The following is a 16648-nucleotide window of genomic DNA, read 5'->3' as shown; positions in this document are numbered from 1 at the left end:
CCGGCTACTTGGCGATTGACTCCCGCGCCGCGTCATAGGCGTCCCGCGCCCGCTGCACGTCGTCCATCCGCACCCCGGTCCAGCGGGCCAGCGCCCGCACCTGCTCGGCGGCCTCGCGGCCGAGCGGGGTGAGCGAGTAGTCGACGGGGGGCGGGATCACGGGCTTGGCGTCCCGGTGCACGAAGCCGTCCCGCTCCAGCGTCTGCAGGGTCTGGGCGAGCATCTTCTCGCTCACCGACGCGACCCGGCCGACCTCGCGGCGCAGCTCGCTGAAGCGGAACGAGCGGTCGAGCAGCGCGTCCAGGACCAGGACGCCCCAGCGGCTGGTGACGTGCTCCAGGACGAGCCGATGCGGACACATGGCCTCGCGCGCGGCCCAGCTATCACTTACTCCCATGCCAGTACCTTACTTCAAAGTGGGTACTTTCGAAATGTTAGCGCTCTCCGTACGGTGGAAACCGGAGCGAACGCCCGCCCCTCTCGCCAGTCCCACCAAGGAGCATTCCCATGAGCATCGTCGTCACCGGAGCCACCGGAGCCCTCGGACGTCTCGTCATCGACGAGTTGCTGGCGCGGGTACCGGCCAGTGAGGTAGCCGCCGTCGTCCGCGACAAGGAGAAGGCGGCCCAGCTCGCCGCGCGGGGTGTGGAGCTCCGCATCGCCGACTACAGCGAGCCCGCCACGCTGGCCGGGGCCTTCAAGTCCGGCGACCGCGTGCTGCTGATCTCGGGCAGCGAGGTCGGCCGGCGCGTGCCGCAGCACACCGCGGTGATCGAGGCCGCGAAGGCCGCGGGCGTGGCCCAGCTCGCCTACACCGGCATCCTCGGCGGCCCCGGCGCCGACTTCTCCCTTGCGGCCGAGCACAAGGCCACCGAGCAGCTGATCCTGGAGTCGGGGCTGCCGTACACGTTCCTGCGCAACGGCTGGTACACCGAGAACTACACGGCCAACCTCGCCCCGGTCCTCGCCCACGGCGCGGTCGTCTCCAACGCGGGCGAGGGCCGCGTCGCCTCGGCCGCCCGCGCCGACTACGCGGCCGCCGCGGCCGCGGTGCTGACCGGCGAGGGCCACCTGGGCCGGGCGTACGAGCTGAGCGGCGACGTGGCGTGGTCCTTCGCGGAGTACGCCGCCGAGGCCGCGGCCGCCTCCGGCAAGCCGGTCGCCTACACCCCGGTGGCCCCCGAGGCACACCTCGACATCCTGACCGGCGCGGGCGTCCCCGCCGCCTTCGCGGAGATCCTGGTCGACGTCGACCACGCCATCGAGCGCGGCCTGCTGGCCGGCACCTCGGGCGACCTCGCCCGCCTGATCGGCCGCCCGACCACCCCGCTGGCCGCCTCGATCCGCGCCGCCGTCACCGCGTAACACCAGGCCGTCAGGACCGTATCGCGGTACGGGCATGACACCGGGGGCCCTTCGGCGCTACCTTCTGCTGAGTTCGAGCGCGCACAGGGAGGGCCAATGGCCAAGGAGCCGGCAGGACAACAGCGGACGGGACTGCTGTACGGAATCGGCGCCTACGGGATGTGGGGGCTGGTCCCCCTGTTCTGGCCGCTCCTGAAACCCGCCGACGCCATCGAGATCCTGGCCCACCGCATGGTGTGGTCCCTCGCCATCGTCGGCATCGCCCTGCTCGCGCTGCGCCGCTGGGCCTGGCTCGGCGAGCTGCTGCGCCAGCCCCGCAAACTCGCCCTGATAGCCGTCGCCGCCACGGTGATCACGGTCAACTGGGGCGTCTACATCTGGTCGGTCAACTCCGGCCACGTCGTGGAGGCCTCGCTCGGCTACTTCATCAACCCGCTCGTCACCATCGCGATGGGCGTGCTGATCCTTAAGGAGCGGCTGCGCCGGGCCCAGTGGGCGGCGGTCGCGGTCGGCGCGGCGGCCGTGGTCGTCCTGACGGTGGGCTACGGGCGGCCGCCGTGGATCTCGCTGACGCTGGCGTTCTCGTTCGCGACGTACGGCCTGGTCAAGAAGAAGGTGAACCTCGGCGGGCTTGAATCGCTGGCCGCCGAGACCGCCGTGCAGTTCCTGCCCGCGCTGGTCTACTTGCTGTGGCTGAGCGGCCAGGGCCGTGCCACCTTCGCGAACGGGGGCGCCGGGCACTCCGCGCTGCTCGCCGCGACCGGCATCGTGACCGCGATCCCGCTGGTCTGCTTCGGCGCGGCGGCGATCCGGGTGCCGCTCTCCACGCTGGGCCTGCTCCAGTACCTGGCCCCGGTCTTCCAGTTCCTGCTCGGCATCGTGTACTTCCACGAGGAGATGCCGCCGGAGCGCTGGGCGGGCTTCTCGCTGGTGTGGCTGGCCCTGTCGATCCTGACCTGGGACGCCCTGCACACGGCCCGGCGCAGCCGCCGGGCACTGGCCGAGGCGATGGCAGCGGCGGTGCCGGAGGCGCGGAAGGCGGGGCTGCCGGAGACGGCGCAGCCGTCGTAGCAGGCATTCGCCCGCCTGGCGCCGGGCGGCGCGACCCGGCACAAGGGGCGCGGGGAACTGCGCGACCAGCCACGACGGGCCCGCAGCTGACGCACTGCACGTCCCGCGGAGCGCTCAGCCCGCGAACCTGCGGCGGTACGCGGACGGGCTCAGCCCCGTCGCGCGGTGCAGCCGGGCCCTCAGGTTGGCCGTGGTGCCCAGGCCGCTGAGCCGGGCGACCCGGTCGAGGCCCTCTTCGCCGCGTTCGATCAGCCGGCAGGCGAGCGCGACCCGCTCCGCGGTGAGCCAGGCCAGCGGGGTGGTGCCGAGCTGGTCCTGGAACCGGCGGTGCAGCGTCGCGGCGCTCACCGCCGCCCGCCGCGCCAGATCGGCGACGCTGAGCGGCTGGTCGAGGCGCTCCTGCGCCCAGGCGAGCACACCGGCCAGCGAGGTCTCGGGCACGGCGGGCACCGGCCGCTCCACGAACTGGCGCTGGCCGCCGTCCCGGTGGGCAGCGAAGACGAGCCGCCGGCTCACCGCGTTGGCGACCTCCGCACCGTGGTCGAGACGGATCAGCCGCAGTCCGAGGTCGAGCGCGGCGGCGCTGCCCGCCGCCGTGTGGAGGTTGCCGTCGGTCACGAACAGCACATCGGGTTCGAGCAGCACCTCGGGGTGGCGGGCGGCGAACGCCTCCGCCCAGCGCCAGTGCGTGGTGGCCCGGCGGCCGTCCAGCACCCCGGCCGCGGCCAGCGTGAACGTACCCGTGCAGAAGCTGACCAGCCGCGCGCCCCGGGCGGCCGCGCCCCGCACCGCGTCGAGCACGGCCGGAGCGGGGGCGCACAGCGGATCGGGCCGGTTGGGCACGATCACGGTGTCGGCGGCGTCGACCGCGTCGAGACCCGCCACCCCGGACAGCGTGAACATCCCGCCGTGCATCCGCACCGAGGCGGCGTGGGCGGCGAGCGTGAAGTCGTACCAGGGGCGGTCGAGTTCGGGCCGTCGAAGCCCGAACAGCTCGGTGGCGACGCCCAGTTCAAAGGGGTTGGACCCGTCATCGACGATCACCACCACCCGGTGCGGTCCGGCATCGGAACGCTGCTGCTCACAACGGTGCGAGGATCCTTGCGACATAAGCGATTCCTAGCACTCGCGGCATCCCCGGGCCACCCCCGACCATGGGTGACATGACCACTCACCCCACCCTCCTGAAGACCGCGCTCGCCGGGTTCGAGACCCTGTGGAGCCCCCGGATCGTCGCCCAGGTGAACGACTACGACGTACGGATCGCGAAGGTCGCGGGCGAGCATGTGTGGCACGCCCATGACGACACGGACGAGTTCTTCCTGGTCATCGAGGGCGAGCTGACGATCGCGCTGCGCGAGGCCGGCGGGGAGCGCGAGGTCACCCTGGCGCAGGGGGCGGTGTTCGTCGTCCCGCGCGGCGTCGAACACAAGCCGTCCTCGAAGGCCGGAGCCTCGCTCCTGCTCTTCGAACCGACGGGCACGCTGAGCGTGGGCAACCGCCACGAGACGGTCCCGGCCCACGTCGACGCGACCACGGGCCACCCGCTCGCCTGACCCAGCGCCCTCGGGGGCAGAGCCCCCAGGACCACCGGCCCGCGCCCACCCCACCAACCCCGGAGGCCACGCGGCGGAGCCGCAGAGTGTCACAGCGGGAAGGGGCGGGTAGGGGAAAAATCAGGCGACGCCCACACCCACCCCCTCTACCCTGGCCGCATGCCCGTGTACTCGTACTACTTCTTCCGCTGACCCCCAGCGCGAACAGCGGCGCGTGCCACCCCGCACCGCCGCCCACCCGCGCTGCCCCGGCACAGGAAGAAGCCCACATCGAGTACCCAGGGAACCCCCATGCGCCCGCGCGCCCATCACCCTTCCCAGCTGACCCTCAGCAACGTCTCCAAGGCCTACGGCGACCGCACCGTGTTCGACCAGGTGTCGTTCACCGTCCGCCCCGGCGAGAGGGCCGCCGTCATCGGCGAGAACGGTTCCGGCAAGTCGACCCTGCTGCGGCTGCTCGCCGGGGCCGAGCACCCCGACACCGGTGAGGTCACCGCCGTCTTCCCCGGCGGCACCGGCCACCTCGCCCAGACCCTCGGCCTCGCCCCCCACCGCACCGTCCAGGACGCCGTGGACCTCGCGCTCGCCGAGCTGCGCGCCCTCGAAGCGGACATCCGCGCGGCCGAGGCCGCCCTTGCCGAGGCCGACGAGGCCCAACTCCTCGCGTACGGCGAGCTGTTGAGCGCGTACGAGGAACGCGACGGCTACCGGGCCGAGACCCGTACCGACGCCGCGCTGCACGCGCTCGGCCTCGGCCACCTCACCCGGGACCGCGCCCTCGGCTCGCTCTCCGGCGGCGAGCAGTCCCGTCTCGCGCTGGCCTGCGTGCTGGCCGCCGCCCCCGAACTGCTCCTGCTGGACGAGCCCACGAACCACCTGGACCGCCAGGCCACCGACTGGCTCGCCGAGCAACTGCGGGCCCACCGGGGCACGTTGGTGGTGGTCACCCACGACCGCGCCTTCCTCGAACGCGTCTCCACGACGATCCTGGAAGTGGACCGGGAGCTGCGCACGGTCGTGCGGTACGGGGACGGCTGGGCCGGGTACCGCGCGGCGCGGGCCGCCGCGCGCCGCCGCCGGGAACTGGCGCACCAGGAGTGGCGGGAGGAGCTGGCCCGGACCCGCGAACTCGTCGCGGCCGCCGGGCAGCGGCTCGCCGCCACCGGAAGGGACCCGCGCCAGGGCTTCGGCAAGCACCGCCGCTCCTCGGAGGCCAAGCTGTCCGGGCAGGTCAGGGCGGCCCGGACCCGCCTCGACCAACTGGAACGCGAGCCGGTCGCGGCCCCGCCGCCGCCCCTGCGCTTCCACGCCCGGCTCACCACGGCAGCGGCCACCTCCGACGGCCCGCTCATCGAGCTGACCGGGGTGAAGGTCGGCGACCGCCTCGACGTACCCGCCCTGACCGTCAAACCGGGCCACCGCCTCCTGGTGTCCGGTCCCAACGGCGCGGGCAAGACGACCCTGCTCCGAGTCCTCGCCGCCGACCTCACCCCGGACGAGGGCTCCGTCCGCCGAGCGACCCGCCATATCGGCTACCTGCCACAGGAGTTGAGCCACAACCCGTCCCGCCGCCCCCTCCTCGACGCGTACGCGTCGGGCCGGCCCGGCGCTCCCGACGAGTACGCCGATGAACTCCTGACGCTCGGCCTGTTCCGGGAGGAGGACCTGGCGGTGCCGGTCGCGGCGCTCTCCGTCGGACAGCGCCGGCGGCTCGAACTGGCCCGCCTGGTGACCCGCCCCGCCGATCTGCTCATCCTGGACGAGCCGACGAACCACGTATCGCTCGCGCTGGTGGAGGAGGTGGAGGAGGCGCTGGCCGGCTATCCGGGGGCGGTGGTCGCGGTCTCCCACGACGACCGCTTCCGGTCCTCCTTCGCGGGCGACCGCCTGGAGCTTCGCGCGGGGACACCGATGCACTGACAACGCGGCGGCGCCCGGCTACGGGATCAGAGAGTTGTGCAGTTGGACCACCGTCATGTCGAAGGGCGGTGCTCCGAGTTCCTTCGCCGCCGGGAAGACCGACTCCTCCATGAAGCGCTGGATCGCGTCTTCCGACTCCCACACGTCGATGACCTGCCAGCCACCCGTCACCAGAGGCGCCGCGAAGTGGGCGATGAGCCCGGCGGGCGGCTTCGTACGGTCCGGGATCACCCGGTCGAATGTCGCCTCGTAGAGCTCCTGGTTCCAGTCCGGGCTCTGGTTGTGCACCAAAACAGCCATCTCGTTCCTCGATTCACGTGAAGGGCGGCTCGTTCGTGACGCTACGACCGCGGATGGACGGCAGCGAGTGGTGACGAACCGCCCCTACGCCATCTGTCGCAACGCCGGTGTCACGTGCGTGCAGCAGGGCAAGCCCTTCGCAAGAAGCATGCGTGTGCATATACTGCACACGCATGCTTCTTTGGGGTTACGTGACGGAGGGGACCATGGCCCGCGACTTTCTTTTTCTGCTTGGCAGCACCCGCAGCGGCGGCAACACGGAGGCGCTCGCGCGGCAGGCCGCCGAGCAGCTGCCGACCGGCGACACCGCCCGGTGGCTGAGCCTCGCCGATCTCGAACTCCCCCCGTTCCGCGACCGGCGGCACAGCGAGGAGCGCGTCCAGCCGGCCCCCACCGGGGACGCGGCCGTCCTGCTCGACGCCACGCTGGGCGCCACCGATCTGGTGATCGCCTCGCCGCTGTACTGGTACAGCGTCACCACCCCGGTCAAGCACTACCTCGACCACTGGGTGACCTGGCTCTACAACCCCGAGCTCGACTTCAGGCAGCGCATGGCGGACCGCACCCTGTGGGGCGTGACCGCGCTCTCCGGGCGCGACCACTCGGTGGCCGACCCACTGGTGGGGACCCTGCGGCACTCCGCCGCGTACATGAAGATGAACTGGGGCGGGGTACTGCTCGGTTCCGCCACCCGGCCCGGCGAGATCGCGGACGACAGTGCGGCGGCCGCCCGCGCCAAGACCTTCTTCAGCTCCACGCCGGTGCCCGCAACGCACGCATGACATGGGCCACCAGCGCCTCGATCCGCTCCGGCTCCTGGAGCGGCCGGCCCAGCGCGTTGCGGTAGTAGAGCGGGCCGTAGAGCATCTCCACGGCCAGCGGCAGATCGGCGTCCGGGGGCAGTTCGCCCTGCTCCTGGGCGCCGCGCATGCGCTCGACGACCAAGGCGGCGCGCGGGATGACGAGTTCGTCGTTGACCGCCCTGGCCAGCCGCTCGTCGTGCAGCAGCGCGGCGAGGATCCCGCCGTAGGCCGGACCGAACACCGGTGAGGTGAACAGGCGCACCAGGCTGGCGATATGGGTGCGCAGATCGGCGGCGAGGTCACCGGTGTCGGGGAACGGCGAGTCACTGACCACCGTCTCGATCACCGCGTCGAGCAGGATCGCGCCCTTCGTCGGCCACCAGCGGTAGATCGTCTTCTTGCTCACCCCCGCCCGGGCCGCGATGGCCTCGATGGTGACCTTTCCGTACCCGCTCTCCGCGCAGATCTCGAGTGCGGCCTCCAGGGTCGCGCGACGCGACTTCTCGCTGCGACGCCTGGGGTTGGGGGCGGATTCGGACGACGTGATCACACCCTCACTCTACGAGTGCGCCGGGGACCGGATTGACAGCAGCGGCCGGGGCTTCAAGAATGGCACAGGAAACGGCACGTGTCGTGTCGAGCCGCCACGGGGGTCGGCTCGCACGACCGCTCCGTCCCCCCGGGCCGCGATGTCCTGCGCTTCGCCCAGGCTGTGCCGGCCTCGTCGCACTCAGGGCCTGATGGCTCATCCCGCTCAGGGCGTCATGGCCTCGTGTCTGCCTCAGGCCGTGATGTCCTTCGTCGTGAAGCGTGCCCAGGCCGCCGAGCCGAAGACCGCCACGTACAGGGCCTGGAGCTCGAAGTTCTTCACCAGCTGGTCCCAGTAGACGGGCTCGCGCAGCACGTCCGCGAAGGACAGCCAGTAGTGCGTGAAGAGGTACGGCTGCATCGCGTGCAACTGCGGTATCTGGTCCAGGATCTGGACCGTGACCAGCAGCCCCACGGTCGAGGCCATCGCCGCTATCCCGCTGTTCGTCAGCGTCGAGATGAACAGGCCGAGCGCGGCCAGGCCCGTCAGCGAGGCCGTCACCACGGCCGCCATCGCGATGGCCCGCAACAGCCCGTCGGCAAAGGAGATCTGCGTACCGGAGATCGTCGTGACCTCGCCGAGCGGGAAGAGCAGCGCACCGACGGCGAGCGCCGAGACCGCCACCGCGAGGGTGGCCATCAGACAGAACGCGAGCACCGAGGCGTACTTGGCGAGCAGCAGCCGGCTGCGGCCGGCCGGGGCGACCAGCAGATAGCGCAGGGTGCCGGAATTTGCCTCCCCGGCCACCGCGTCGCCCGCGACGACCCCGACCGCCATCGGCAGGAAGACCGGCAGGGTGACGGCGAGGGCCGCGAAGACGAGGAACAGGCCGTTGTTGGTGATCTGCGCCGTGAACGCGGGCCCACCGCCGCCGTCACCACGGCCGCCTCCCCCGTCGCCATGCGTCTGGATCCGCACCGCGATGCCGATGAGGACCGGCACGGCGGCGAGCACCCCGAGCAGCGCGAGCGTGCGCCAGCGGCGCAGCACGGTGACCAGCTCGGAGTGGAAGAGACCCAGCGACCACAGGACGCTCGGCTTCCGCACGGGCTGGGGCGCCGGATCCCCCTCCGTTTCCCGGTCCGCTACGTCCATGACCTCAGCTTCGTGTCCACTCCCGACCTCAGCCCGCGACATCGAAGCCCTCCCCGGTCAGTGCGACGAACGCGTCCTCCAGCGAGGCCCGCTCGGCCGCGAAGCCGCGCACCCGCACACCGGCCCGCACGAGCTCGGCCGTGAGGTCCGCCAACTCCACGTCCGCGGGCGGCAGTTCAGCTGTTACGCGGTCGTCGCCAGCCACCGTCACATCGGCGATCCCGCGCTCCTTGAGGACGCGGGCCGCCTGCGAGGTGTCCGGTGTGGTCACCGCGAGCCGGCCGCGCGCGTTCGCGGCGAGCTCGGTGACCTCGCCCTGGACCACCAGTCGGCCCTGGTTCATCACGGCGGCGTGCGAGCAGACCTGCTCGATCTCGTCCAGGAGGTGCGAGGAGAGGAAGACGGTCGTCCCGTCATCGGCCAACTCCCGGATCAGGGAGCGGATTTCACGCATGCCCTGCGGGTCGAGGCCGTTCGTCGGCTCGTCCAGGACGAGCAGTTCCCGGCGCTGGAGCAGCGCCGCCGCGAGGCCGAGGCGCTGCTTCATGCCGAGTGAGTACGCCCGCGCCTTCTTGCCCGCCGCGGCGGTCAGGCCCACCCGGTCCAGGGCGGCCGCCACCCGGGTGGTGCGGGTGCGCGGGTCGGCGGTGGGGTCGGCCGCGTCGTACCGCAGCAGGTTGTCGCGGCCCGACAGGAAGCCGTACAGGGCGGGGCCCTCGATGAGGGCGCCCACCTGGGGCAGCACGGTGCGGGCGGCTTTCGGCATGGGGCTGCCGAGGACCCTCGTGGTGCCGGCGGTCGGCTCGATGAGGCCCATCAGCATGCGGATGGTGGTGGTCTTGCCGGAGCCGTTGGGGCCCAGGAAGCCGAAGACGCTGCCGCGGGGGACGGTGAGGTTCAGCGCGCTGACGGCCAGCTGGCCGCCGCGGTATCGCTTGGTCAGGCCGTGCGTCTCGATGGCCGATTGTTCGTTCCCCACCCCGCCCCTTCCCGAACTGGGGGCTTTGCCCCCAGACCCCCAGTCCTCAATCGCCGGACGGGCTTGATGTTTGCCCTGAGCGGGCTGGATGAGCGCCCAGGGTTCTGGATTGCCGCGCAGAGTTCGGGAGGGGGCCCCAGCCCCCTCCCAACTCCCCTACTACTTCGCCGAGTTGGCCGCGTTGACCAGTGCGTCCTGCGTCACCGCGCCCACGTACACCTTGCCGTTGTCCGTGATCAGGGCGTTGACCAGGCGGGTCTTGAAGACCGTGCCGGTGCCGAACTTGCCGGAGACCTTTGCGCCGAGAGAGTCAAGGAACTTCTGGGCGTCGCCTCCCGCCTTGCTGTTCTTGTCCGCCTTCGGCATGCCCTTGCCGCCGGTCTGGAGCTCGGCGATGGCGGTCCAGCCCTTGCCGATCACCTTGGCGTTCTTGGCATCGCCGAAGTTGCCCAGGCCACCCGGCAGGCCCTGCTCGGGCATCCGCTTGTGATCCTGCTTCTGCTTGCCGTCGTCCTCGGTGACCTTCGCGCCCTTGGGCGCACTGAACGTGAAGGTGTCCGCGCTCGGCTTCGAGAAGTCGACCTTGGTGAAGCCCGCGTCGACCACGGCCTTGCCGCCGCCGCTCGGCGAGAGCGTGAACTTCAGCGGCACGCCCGTCTTGGCGTCCACCGCTATCCGCACCGAGCCGATCGTCGAGCCGGACTGCTTGGGCTTGATCAGGAGCTGGTACGCGTCGTGCCCGGCCACCTGGGCCGTGCCGTCGACCGACACCGAGGTGGTGGGGTCGACGTTCTTCAGGAACTGGTCGGCCAGCGCCTTCGGCGTGGTCGGAACGCCCGGCTCGGGGGCCCTCTTGCCGTGCTCCTTCGCGGCGTCCGCCGCGGACTTCTTGGAGTGGTACGCCTGGTTCGAGCCGCTGTCGTACGCCCAGACGTCACTGCCGTTGTGGATCAGGCTGTACTCGGCCGCGTTCTCCAGGATCGACACCTTCTGGCGGTCGGGGCCGTCGGCCGCGACGCGCAGGGTGTGGGTGCCCGAAGCGAGCTCGGTGAGCTTCGCCTGCGGGTCGGCCGACTTGCCGGAGCCGCCGCTCTTGGGCGCGAAGGAGCCGAGGCTGCCGAGCCCGGGCAGGCCCAGGTCGGTACTGATCTTGACCGTGCCGGAGAGCTGCTGCGTGTCCGATGCGGCCATCTTCTCGATGAGCTGCTGCGCGCTGATCTTCGGCAGACTGGGGTCACCGGATGCGGCGAGCGCCGGGACCAGTCCGATGGTCGCGGCCGCCACCCCCGCCACTCCGACCGGGACGAGATAGCGCGCCGCCTTCCGGCGACCCGCGCCGGGGTCCCTGGTCTCGTCGGTGGCCTGTGCGCTGTCGTTCGGTGCCATGTGTGCCCTACCTCCGTGGTCGGCGGCGTCCGTCCGTCGTGCTCACTTGCCCACCCCCCGCGCCGCCATTCTCACCCGAATTGGTCAAGGAGTGGTGTATCCATTCGACCAAAATGGACGCCCTGACGCGTCAGCCCCCGGGAGCAATGTCACGTACCTCTCTGGGATGACAAAACCCGGCGGCACCTAACCCGACCAGTAGGGGGCCCGCCGCCCAAAGATGATCTATGTCATGAATCGGCCGGGTTTGTGGTGAGTGCCGGGCGGCCCGGATCCGTACCTCCGGGTGAGAGCAAGCGGCACTACGAAGGGGGATCGCCATGCTCAGGACCCAGCGCTACGCCGTGGGCGCGGCCGCGGGGGCGTTCGTTCTCGCGCTCGCCGTCAGCGGCTGCGGCGGCAGTGGCACCAGTTCCATCCCGAGCCCCTCGGGAAGCAACTCCAGCAGCAGCGCGACCCAGCCGGTCGCGGACACCCTGTCCACCGCCAAGGCCGACAAGGTCGGCACGGTGGTCGTCGACAACAAGGGGTTCGTGCTCTACCGCTTCGACCAGGACACCGCGAAGCCGACGTCCAAGTCGAACTGCTACGGCACCTGCGCCACGTTGTGGCCGCCCGCCACGGTGACCCGCGACATCACGGTGAAGGGCATCGACAAGTCCCTGGTCGGCACGGTCACCCGGGCCGACGGCAGCAAGCAGCTGACCCTCGCGGGCTGGCCGCTCTACCGGTACTCCAAGGACGACCAGCCGCACGAGGCCTACGGCCAGGGCGTGGCCGGCACCTGGTTCGCGGCCACGCCGACCGGCGCGAAGGCCGCGAGCAGCACCGGCGGCGGCTCGGGAGGCGGCTCGGGCTACTGATCAGCCCGCGCGGTGCACGACCGCGTCGCAGAGCTCCTGGAGCGCGGACTTCGCGTAGCAGGCAGGGAGCGGCGCGAGGGTGGCCCTGGCCTCCTCCGCGTACCGCACGGTGTCCCTGCGGGCCTGCTCAAGGGCCGGGTGGACCCGCAGGCGGCGCAGCGCCTCGGCGTGCCGCTGGTCGTCGCTGAGGTCGCCGTCGAGCAGCGCGACCAGGTCCAGGTCGTCCTGGCGGCCGTACTGCGCGGCCTGCGCCCGCAGGTGCAGCACGGGCAGCGTGGGAATGCCCTCGCGCAGGTCGGTGCCCGGGGTCTTGCCGGACTCGTGCGAGTCGCTGGCGATGTCCAGGACGTCGTCGGCGAGCTGGAAGGCGGTGCCCAGGCGCTCGCCGTACTGCGTGAGGATGTCGACGACCGACTCGTCGGCGCCGGACATCATCGCGCCGAACCGGCCGGAGACGGCGACCAGCGAGCCCGTCTTGCCGGACAGCACGTCGAGGTAGTGCTCGACCGGGTCGCGCCCGTCGCGGGGGCCCGCGGTCTCCAGGATCTGGCCGGTGACCAGCCGTTCGAACGCCTCGGCCTGAATACGTACGGCCTCCGGGCCCAGATCCGCCAGGATGTGCGAAGCGCGTGCGAAGAGGAAGTCGCCCGTGAGGACGGCGACGGAGTTGCCCCAGCGGGCGTTGGCGCTGTCCACGCCGCGCCGCACATCGGCCTCGTCCATCACGTCGTCGTGGTACAGCGTCGCCAGATGCGTCAGCTCCACGACCACGGCCGAAGGCACCACGCCCGGCGCGTACGGATCACCGAACTGTGCGGCCAGCATCACGATCAGCGGGCGGAATCGCTTGCCACCTGCGCGGATGAGGTGCTGCGCGGCCTCCGTGATGAACGGGACCTCGCTCTTGGTGGCATCGAGCAGTCCCGCCTCGACAGCCGCCAATCCGGTCTGGACATCGGCTTCAAGTGCCTGGTCCCGCACGCGCAGCCCGAACGGCCCGACGACGGTCACGAGGGGTACTCCTGTCTGCTGACGATCACACGGTTTGTCGATGTGTCGCTGCCTTCACTCAACTCAGCGTATCGGGTCGCTGTTCGATCACCATGGGCGCCTTCCCGTCACCCCTCGCGCACTGCCCCTTAGACCCCGGTATGTTCTTGATCAGCTCATACGATCAGGAGTAAGCGTTTTGTCCGGAACGATGACCGACACCAGCGACGAACCGGCCGCGGAGCAGCCGCCTCCGCAGGACGACCACGCCTTCTTCGGTCAGCCGCGCGGCCTGCTCACCCTCTCCGGCCTGGAAGTCTGGGAGCGCTTCTCCTTCCTCGGCATGCAGGCGATCCTCGTCCTGTACTTCGCCGATTCCGTCACGAACGACGGCATGGGCATGAGTCCGGCGACCGCCGCCTCGGTCTCGGCCGCGTACGGCACGCTGGTCTATCTGGTCTCGGTGGCCGGCGGCTGGCTCGCCGACCGCATCCTCGGCTCCTACCGCGCGGTCCTGTACGGCGGCGTCCTCATCGCCTGCGGCCACTACGCGATGGCGGTCCCCGCCCAGGCGATGACCTGGATCGGGCTCGGTCTGATCAGCGCGGGCACCGGTCTGCTCAAGCCGAACGTCGCCTCCATGGTCGGCAAGCTCTACCGCACCGACGACGAGCGCCGTGACGCCGGATTCGCGCTGTACTACATGGGCATCAACATCGGCGCCTTCCTCGGCCCGCTGATCACCGGCTGGCTCGGCGACCACAAGGGCTGGCACTGGGGCTTCTCGGCGGCCGCGATCGGCATGACGTTCGGCCTGGTCCAGTACGTCCTGGGCAGGCGCCATCTGGCCGGGCGGGGGCACGCCGCCGAGTTCGCGCTGCCGCCCGAGGGCATGCGCCGCGCCGTGCGCCTCTTGGTGCTCGGCGCCGTGGTGGCCGCGGTGCTCGCGGTGGCCCTCTCGCTGGCCGGCCGGCTGACCATGAGCCGCTTCGTCGACCTCCTCACGCTGATCTCGGTGATCGCACCGGTCGTCTACTTCGCGGTGATGTTCCGCAGCCCGCGCGTCACCGCCGAGGAGCGCGGCCGCCTCAGGCCGTACGTCGTGCTGTTCCTCGCCTCCGTCGCCTTCAACTTCATCCTCTTCCAGGCGTACTCGACCATGATGCTGCTGGCGTCGACCAACGCCGAGACGACCATCCTCGGCTTCCACTTCCCGGCGAGCTGGTACGCCTCCGCGCTCGGCGCGTTCGAGGTGGCGCTCGCGCCGGTGGTGGCCGCCGTGTGGGCCCGCATGGGCCGGCGCCAGCCGCACGCCTCCAACAAGATCGCCTTCGGCGTGGTCCTGGGCGGCCTCTCGTTCCTGCTGATGGTGCTGCCGACGGCCGGGCACGGCGGCGACACGTACAAGATGGCGGCCTGGTGGATCGTCGGCTCGTATCTGCTGCTCGGTCTTGGCGACATCCTGCTCGAAACCTCCGGCATGTCGGCCACCACCAAGCTGGCCCCGAAGGCCTTCGCCAGCCAGACGATGTCGCTCTGGTTCCTCTCCCTCGCGCTCGCCAACGGCATCCAGGCGCAGACCGTGAAGGTGTACGGAAAGGTCTCCGACCCGGCGTACTTCGGCGTCAACGGCGCCATCGCGGTGACCGTCGGCGTCGCCGTGATCCTCGCCGCCCCCTGGCTCAAGCGCACCATGCACCCCGTCCACTGAGGTCGCCGCCATGCACATCCGCACCGAATTCCCCTACGAGACGCGTCGCGAGGATGTCCGGATCCCGCTCCCGGACGGCACCCTGCTGTACGCCCGGATCTGGCGCCCGGTCACCGGGGAGCCCGTCCCGGCGCTGCTCGAATACCTCCCCTACCGGCTCACCGACTGGACGGCGCCGCGCGACTGGCAGCGCCACCCCTGGTACGCCGGGCACGGCTACGCCTCGGTACGCGTCGACGTGCGCGGGCACGGCTGCTCGGAGGGCATGCCCGGCGACGAGTACGACGCGACGGAGCTCGCCGACGGCGTCGCGGTCGTCAACTGGCTTGCCCAGCAGCCCTGGTGCACCGGGAAGGTCGGCATGTTCGGCATCTCGTGGGGCGGCTTCAACAGCCTCCAGATCGCCGCGCTCGCGCCCGAGCCGCTCAAGGCGATCGTGACGGTCTGCTCGACGGACGACCGCTACGACAACGACGTGCACTACATGGGCGGTTCGGTGCTCGCCGTGGACATGCACGCCTGGGCGGCGACGATGCTCGCCTTCGTGTCGCGGCCACCGGACCCGAAGTTCGTCGGCGAAAAATGGCGCGAAATGTGGCTTGAACGGCTCGAAGCGGTGGAGCCGTTCATCCACACCTGGCTCGCGCACCAGACCCGGGACGACTACTGGAAGCACGGCAGCGTCTGCGAGGACTACGCGGCGATCGACGCGGCGGTGCTCGCGGTGGGCGGCTGGCACGACCCCTACCGCGACACGGTGCTGCGGCTGGTCGAGCACCTGCCACCCGACCGGGTACGCGGCCTGATCGGCCCCTGGTCGCACCAGTACCCGGACCGAGGACTCCCGCCCGGGCCCGCGATCGGCTTCCTCCAGGAGACCCTGCGCTGGTGGGACCACCACCTCAAGGGCGAGGAGACGGGCGTGATGCGGGAGCCGCTGCTGCGGTCCTGGATCAGCGAGTCGCACCCGCCGGCCACCGTGTACGCCGAGCTCCCGGGCCGCTGGGTCGGCGACCCGGCCTGGCCCTCACCGCACGTGACCCCGGTCTCGTACGCGCTCGGCGGGCCGCCTGTGCGGGTCCGCTCGCCGCAGCACACGGGCCTGGACGCGGGCCGGTTCTTCCCGTTCGGCAACGACGGCGACCTGCCGCCGGACCAGCGCGCCGAGGACGCCCACTCGGCCTGCTTCGACTTCCCGGTACCGGCCGACGCGGGCCCGCTGGAGATCCTGGGCCGCCCGCAGGTCACCCTGCGGCTGCGCATGGACGTCCCGTTCGGACAGGCGATCGCGCGGGTCTGCGACGTGGCCCCGGACGGCTCCTCGACCCTGGTGACGAGGGGCGTACTGAACCTGTCGGCCCGCCACGGCCGCGACCGGGCGGACGCCTGGCCGCTGGGCGCGACGGAGCCGGTGACGTTCGAGCTGAACGGCATCGGCCACGCCTTCGCGCCCGGCCACCACATCCGGCTCGCCGTGTCCTCCGCGTACTGGCCGTGGATCTGGCCGCAGGCCGACTCGGTGGGCTTCACCCTCGACCCGGCCGGGTCCTCGCTCCAACTCCCGCTGCGTGAGCGGACCTTGGACGACACGATCGCCTTCGCGGACCCCGAGCAGTCGGAGCCGCTCGGCGTGTCCTTCCCGGCCCCGCTGGACGAGCCGCGCCCCGAACGGCTCGTCGTACGCGATGTGGCGAAGGGCGAGTGGCGCCTCGAAGTGGACCCGGGCTACGGCGGTACGCGGGTCTACCCCGACGGCCTCGAATTCACCGAGGACGCGCTGGAGACGTACACGATCGACGAGGCGGACCCCCTCTCCGCCCGCACCCGCTCCGACTGGCACCTGCGCCTGCACCGCCCGGAACTCGCCTGGGACGTGACGATCGACACGCGGTCGGAGATCACCTGCGATGCGGCGGATTTCCTCACGGTGAACGAGGTGCAGTGCCGGGAGGGCGGGGAGGTGGTCTTCCACCGCACGTGGGAGCGGCGCATCCCGCGCGGGGCGGGGTGACCGGATCTC

General features: G+C 71.3%; 16 protein-coding genes. 8 read left to right on the top strand and 8 right to left on the bottom strand.

Annotation, left to right across the window (positions count from 1 at the left end):
* Positions 1 to 4 precede the first annotated feature (4 nt).
* The gene (locus ACIBK6_RS29010; RefSeq protein WP_399054351.1) at positions 5 to 397 is read right to left on the bottom strand and encodes a winged helix-turn-helix transcriptional regulator; all 393 of its coding nucleotides are present in this window, start codon (positions 395 to 397) and stop codon (positions 5 to 7) included.
* 110 nt (positions 398 to 507) lie between these two features.
* Here ACIBK6_RS29010 and ACIBK6_RS29005 point away from each other — a divergent pair, with 110 nt between their 5' ends.
* Both ACIBK6_RS29005 and rarD read left to right on the top strand, forming a co-directional pair.
* Positions 508 to 1365 carry an SDR family oxidoreductase gene (locus tag ACIBK6_RS29005; protein ID WP_399054350.1) on the top strand — a complete coding sequence of 286 codons (858 nt, stop codon included), beginning with the start codon at positions 508 to 510 and terminating at the stop codon, positions 1363 to 1365.
* Positions 1366 to 1461: 96 nt separating this feature from the next.
* Positions 1462 to 2436 (top strand): EamA family transporter RarD, encoded by a 975-nt coding sequence (rarD, locus tag ACIBK6_RS29000; RefSeq protein WP_399054348.1) that lies wholly within the window; start codon positions 1462 to 1464, stop codon positions 2434 to 2436.
* A 114-nt stretch (positions 2437 to 2550) separates the two neighbouring features.
* On the opposite strand, the gene ACIBK6_RS28995 is transcribed toward rarD, so the two are convergent.
* A complete protein-coding gene (locus ACIBK6_RS28995) occupies positions 2551 to 3546 on the bottom strand; it encodes a helix-turn-helix domain-containing protein (RefSeq protein ID WP_399054347.1) in 996 nt (331 codons plus the stop codon).
* Between the two features lie 53 nt (positions 3547 to 3599).
* On the opposite strand from ACIBK6_RS28995, the gene ACIBK6_RS28990 reads away from it, so the two are divergent.
* Together ACIBK6_RS28990 and abc-f are read left to right on the top strand one after the other, a co-directional pair.
* Entirely contained in the window at positions 3600 to 3992 is a 393-nt protein-coding gene (locus ACIBK6_RS28990) for a cupin domain-containing protein (protein ID WP_399054346.1), read from the top strand.
* A gap of 291 nt (positions 3993 to 4283) precedes the next feature.
* Positions 4284 to 5912, top strand: coding sequence for a ribosomal protection-like ABC-F family protein (gene abc-f, locus ACIBK6_RS28985; RefSeq protein WP_399054344.1), 1629 nt, complete (start codon positions 4284 to 4286; stop codon positions 5910 to 5912).
* Positions 5913 to 5930: 18 nt separating this feature from the next.
* On the opposite strand, the gene ACIBK6_RS28980 is transcribed toward abc-f, so the two are convergent.
* Positions 5931 to 6212, bottom strand: coding sequence for a hypothetical protein (locus tag ACIBK6_RS28980; protein WP_399054343.1), 282 nt, complete (start codon positions 6210 to 6212; stop codon positions 5931 to 5933).
* Positions 6213 to 6418: 206 nt separating this feature from the next.
* Between ACIBK6_RS28980 and ACIBK6_RS28975 the strand changes: the two genes are divergently transcribed.
* The gene (locus tag ACIBK6_RS28975; RefSeq protein ID WP_399054342.1) at positions 6419 to 6994 is read left to right on the top strand and encodes a flavodoxin family protein; all 576 of its coding nucleotides are present in this window, start codon (positions 6419 to 6421) and stop codon (positions 6992 to 6994) included.
* On the opposite strand, the gene ACIBK6_RS28970 is transcribed toward ACIBK6_RS28975, so the two are convergent.
* From ACIBK6_RS28970 to ACIBK6_RS28955, 4 genes are all read right to left on the bottom strand, one after another.
* A complete protein-coding gene (locus ACIBK6_RS28970) occupies positions 6960 to 7565 on the bottom strand; it encodes a TetR/AcrR family transcriptional regulator (protein ID WP_399054341.1) in 606 nt (201 codons plus the stop codon). The genes ACIBK6_RS28975 and ACIBK6_RS28970 overlap by 35 nt on opposite strands.
* A 231-nt stretch (positions 7566 to 7796) precedes the next feature.
* A complete protein-coding gene (locus tag ACIBK6_RS28965; RefSeq protein ID WP_399054340.1) occupies positions 7797 to 8699 on the bottom strand; it encodes an ABC transporter permease in 903 nt (300 codons plus the stop codon).
* Between the two features lie 28 nt (positions 8700 to 8727).
* Positions 8728 to 9678 (bottom strand): ABC transporter ATP-binding protein, encoded by a 951-nt coding sequence (locus tag ACIBK6_RS28960; protein ID WP_399054339.1) that lies wholly within the window; start codon positions 9676 to 9678, stop codon positions 8728 to 8730.
* A gap of 159 nt (positions 9679 to 9837) precedes the next feature.
* Positions 9838 to 11064: an outer membrane lipoprotein carrier protein LolA gene (locus tag ACIBK6_RS28955; RefSeq protein ID WP_399054338.1), complete on the bottom strand. Its 1227-nt coding sequence runs from the start codon at positions 11062 to 11064 to the stop codon at positions 9838 to 9840.
* Between the two features lie 320 nt (positions 11065 to 11384).
* Here ACIBK6_RS28955 and ACIBK6_RS28950 point away from each other — a divergent pair, with 320 nt between their 5' ends.
* A complete protein-coding gene (locus ACIBK6_RS28950) occupies positions 11385 to 11927 on the top strand; it encodes a hypothetical protein (RefSeq protein WP_399054337.1) in 543 nt (180 codons plus the stop codon).
* On the opposite strand, the gene ACIBK6_RS28945 is transcribed toward ACIBK6_RS28950, so the two are convergent.
* Positions 11928 to 12938 carry a polyprenyl synthetase family protein gene (locus tag ACIBK6_RS28945; RefSeq protein WP_399054336.1) on the bottom strand — a complete coding sequence of 337 codons (1011 nt, stop codon included), beginning with the start codon at positions 12936 to 12938 and terminating at the stop codon, positions 11928 to 11930.
* A gap of 190 nt (positions 12939 to 13128) precedes the next feature.
* Here ACIBK6_RS28945 and ACIBK6_RS28940 point away from each other — a divergent pair, with 190 nt between their 5' ends.
* Both ACIBK6_RS28940 and ACIBK6_RS28935 read left to right on the top strand, forming a co-directional pair.
* Positions 13129 to 14628 carry a peptide MFS transporter gene (locus ACIBK6_RS28940; RefSeq protein WP_399054335.1) on the top strand — a complete coding sequence of 500 codons (1500 nt, stop codon included), beginning with the start codon at positions 13129 to 13131 and terminating at the stop codon, positions 14626 to 14628.
* A 10-nt stretch (positions 14629 to 14638) separates the two neighbouring features.
* Positions 14639 to 16639: a CocE/NonD family hydrolase gene (locus ACIBK6_RS28935; protein ID WP_399054334.1), complete on the top strand. Its 2001-nt coding sequence runs from the start codon at positions 14639 to 14641 to the stop codon at positions 16637 to 16639.
* Positions 16640 to 16648 lie beyond the last annotated feature (9 nt).

The sequence above is a fragment of the Streptomyces sp. NPDC050485 genome, from assembly GCF_044458185.1.
Classification (GTDB): Bacteria; Actinomycetota; Actinomycetes; order Streptomycetales; family Streptomycetaceae; genus Streptomyces.
This window is presented reverse-complemented; position numbering and strand designations above follow the sequence as displayed.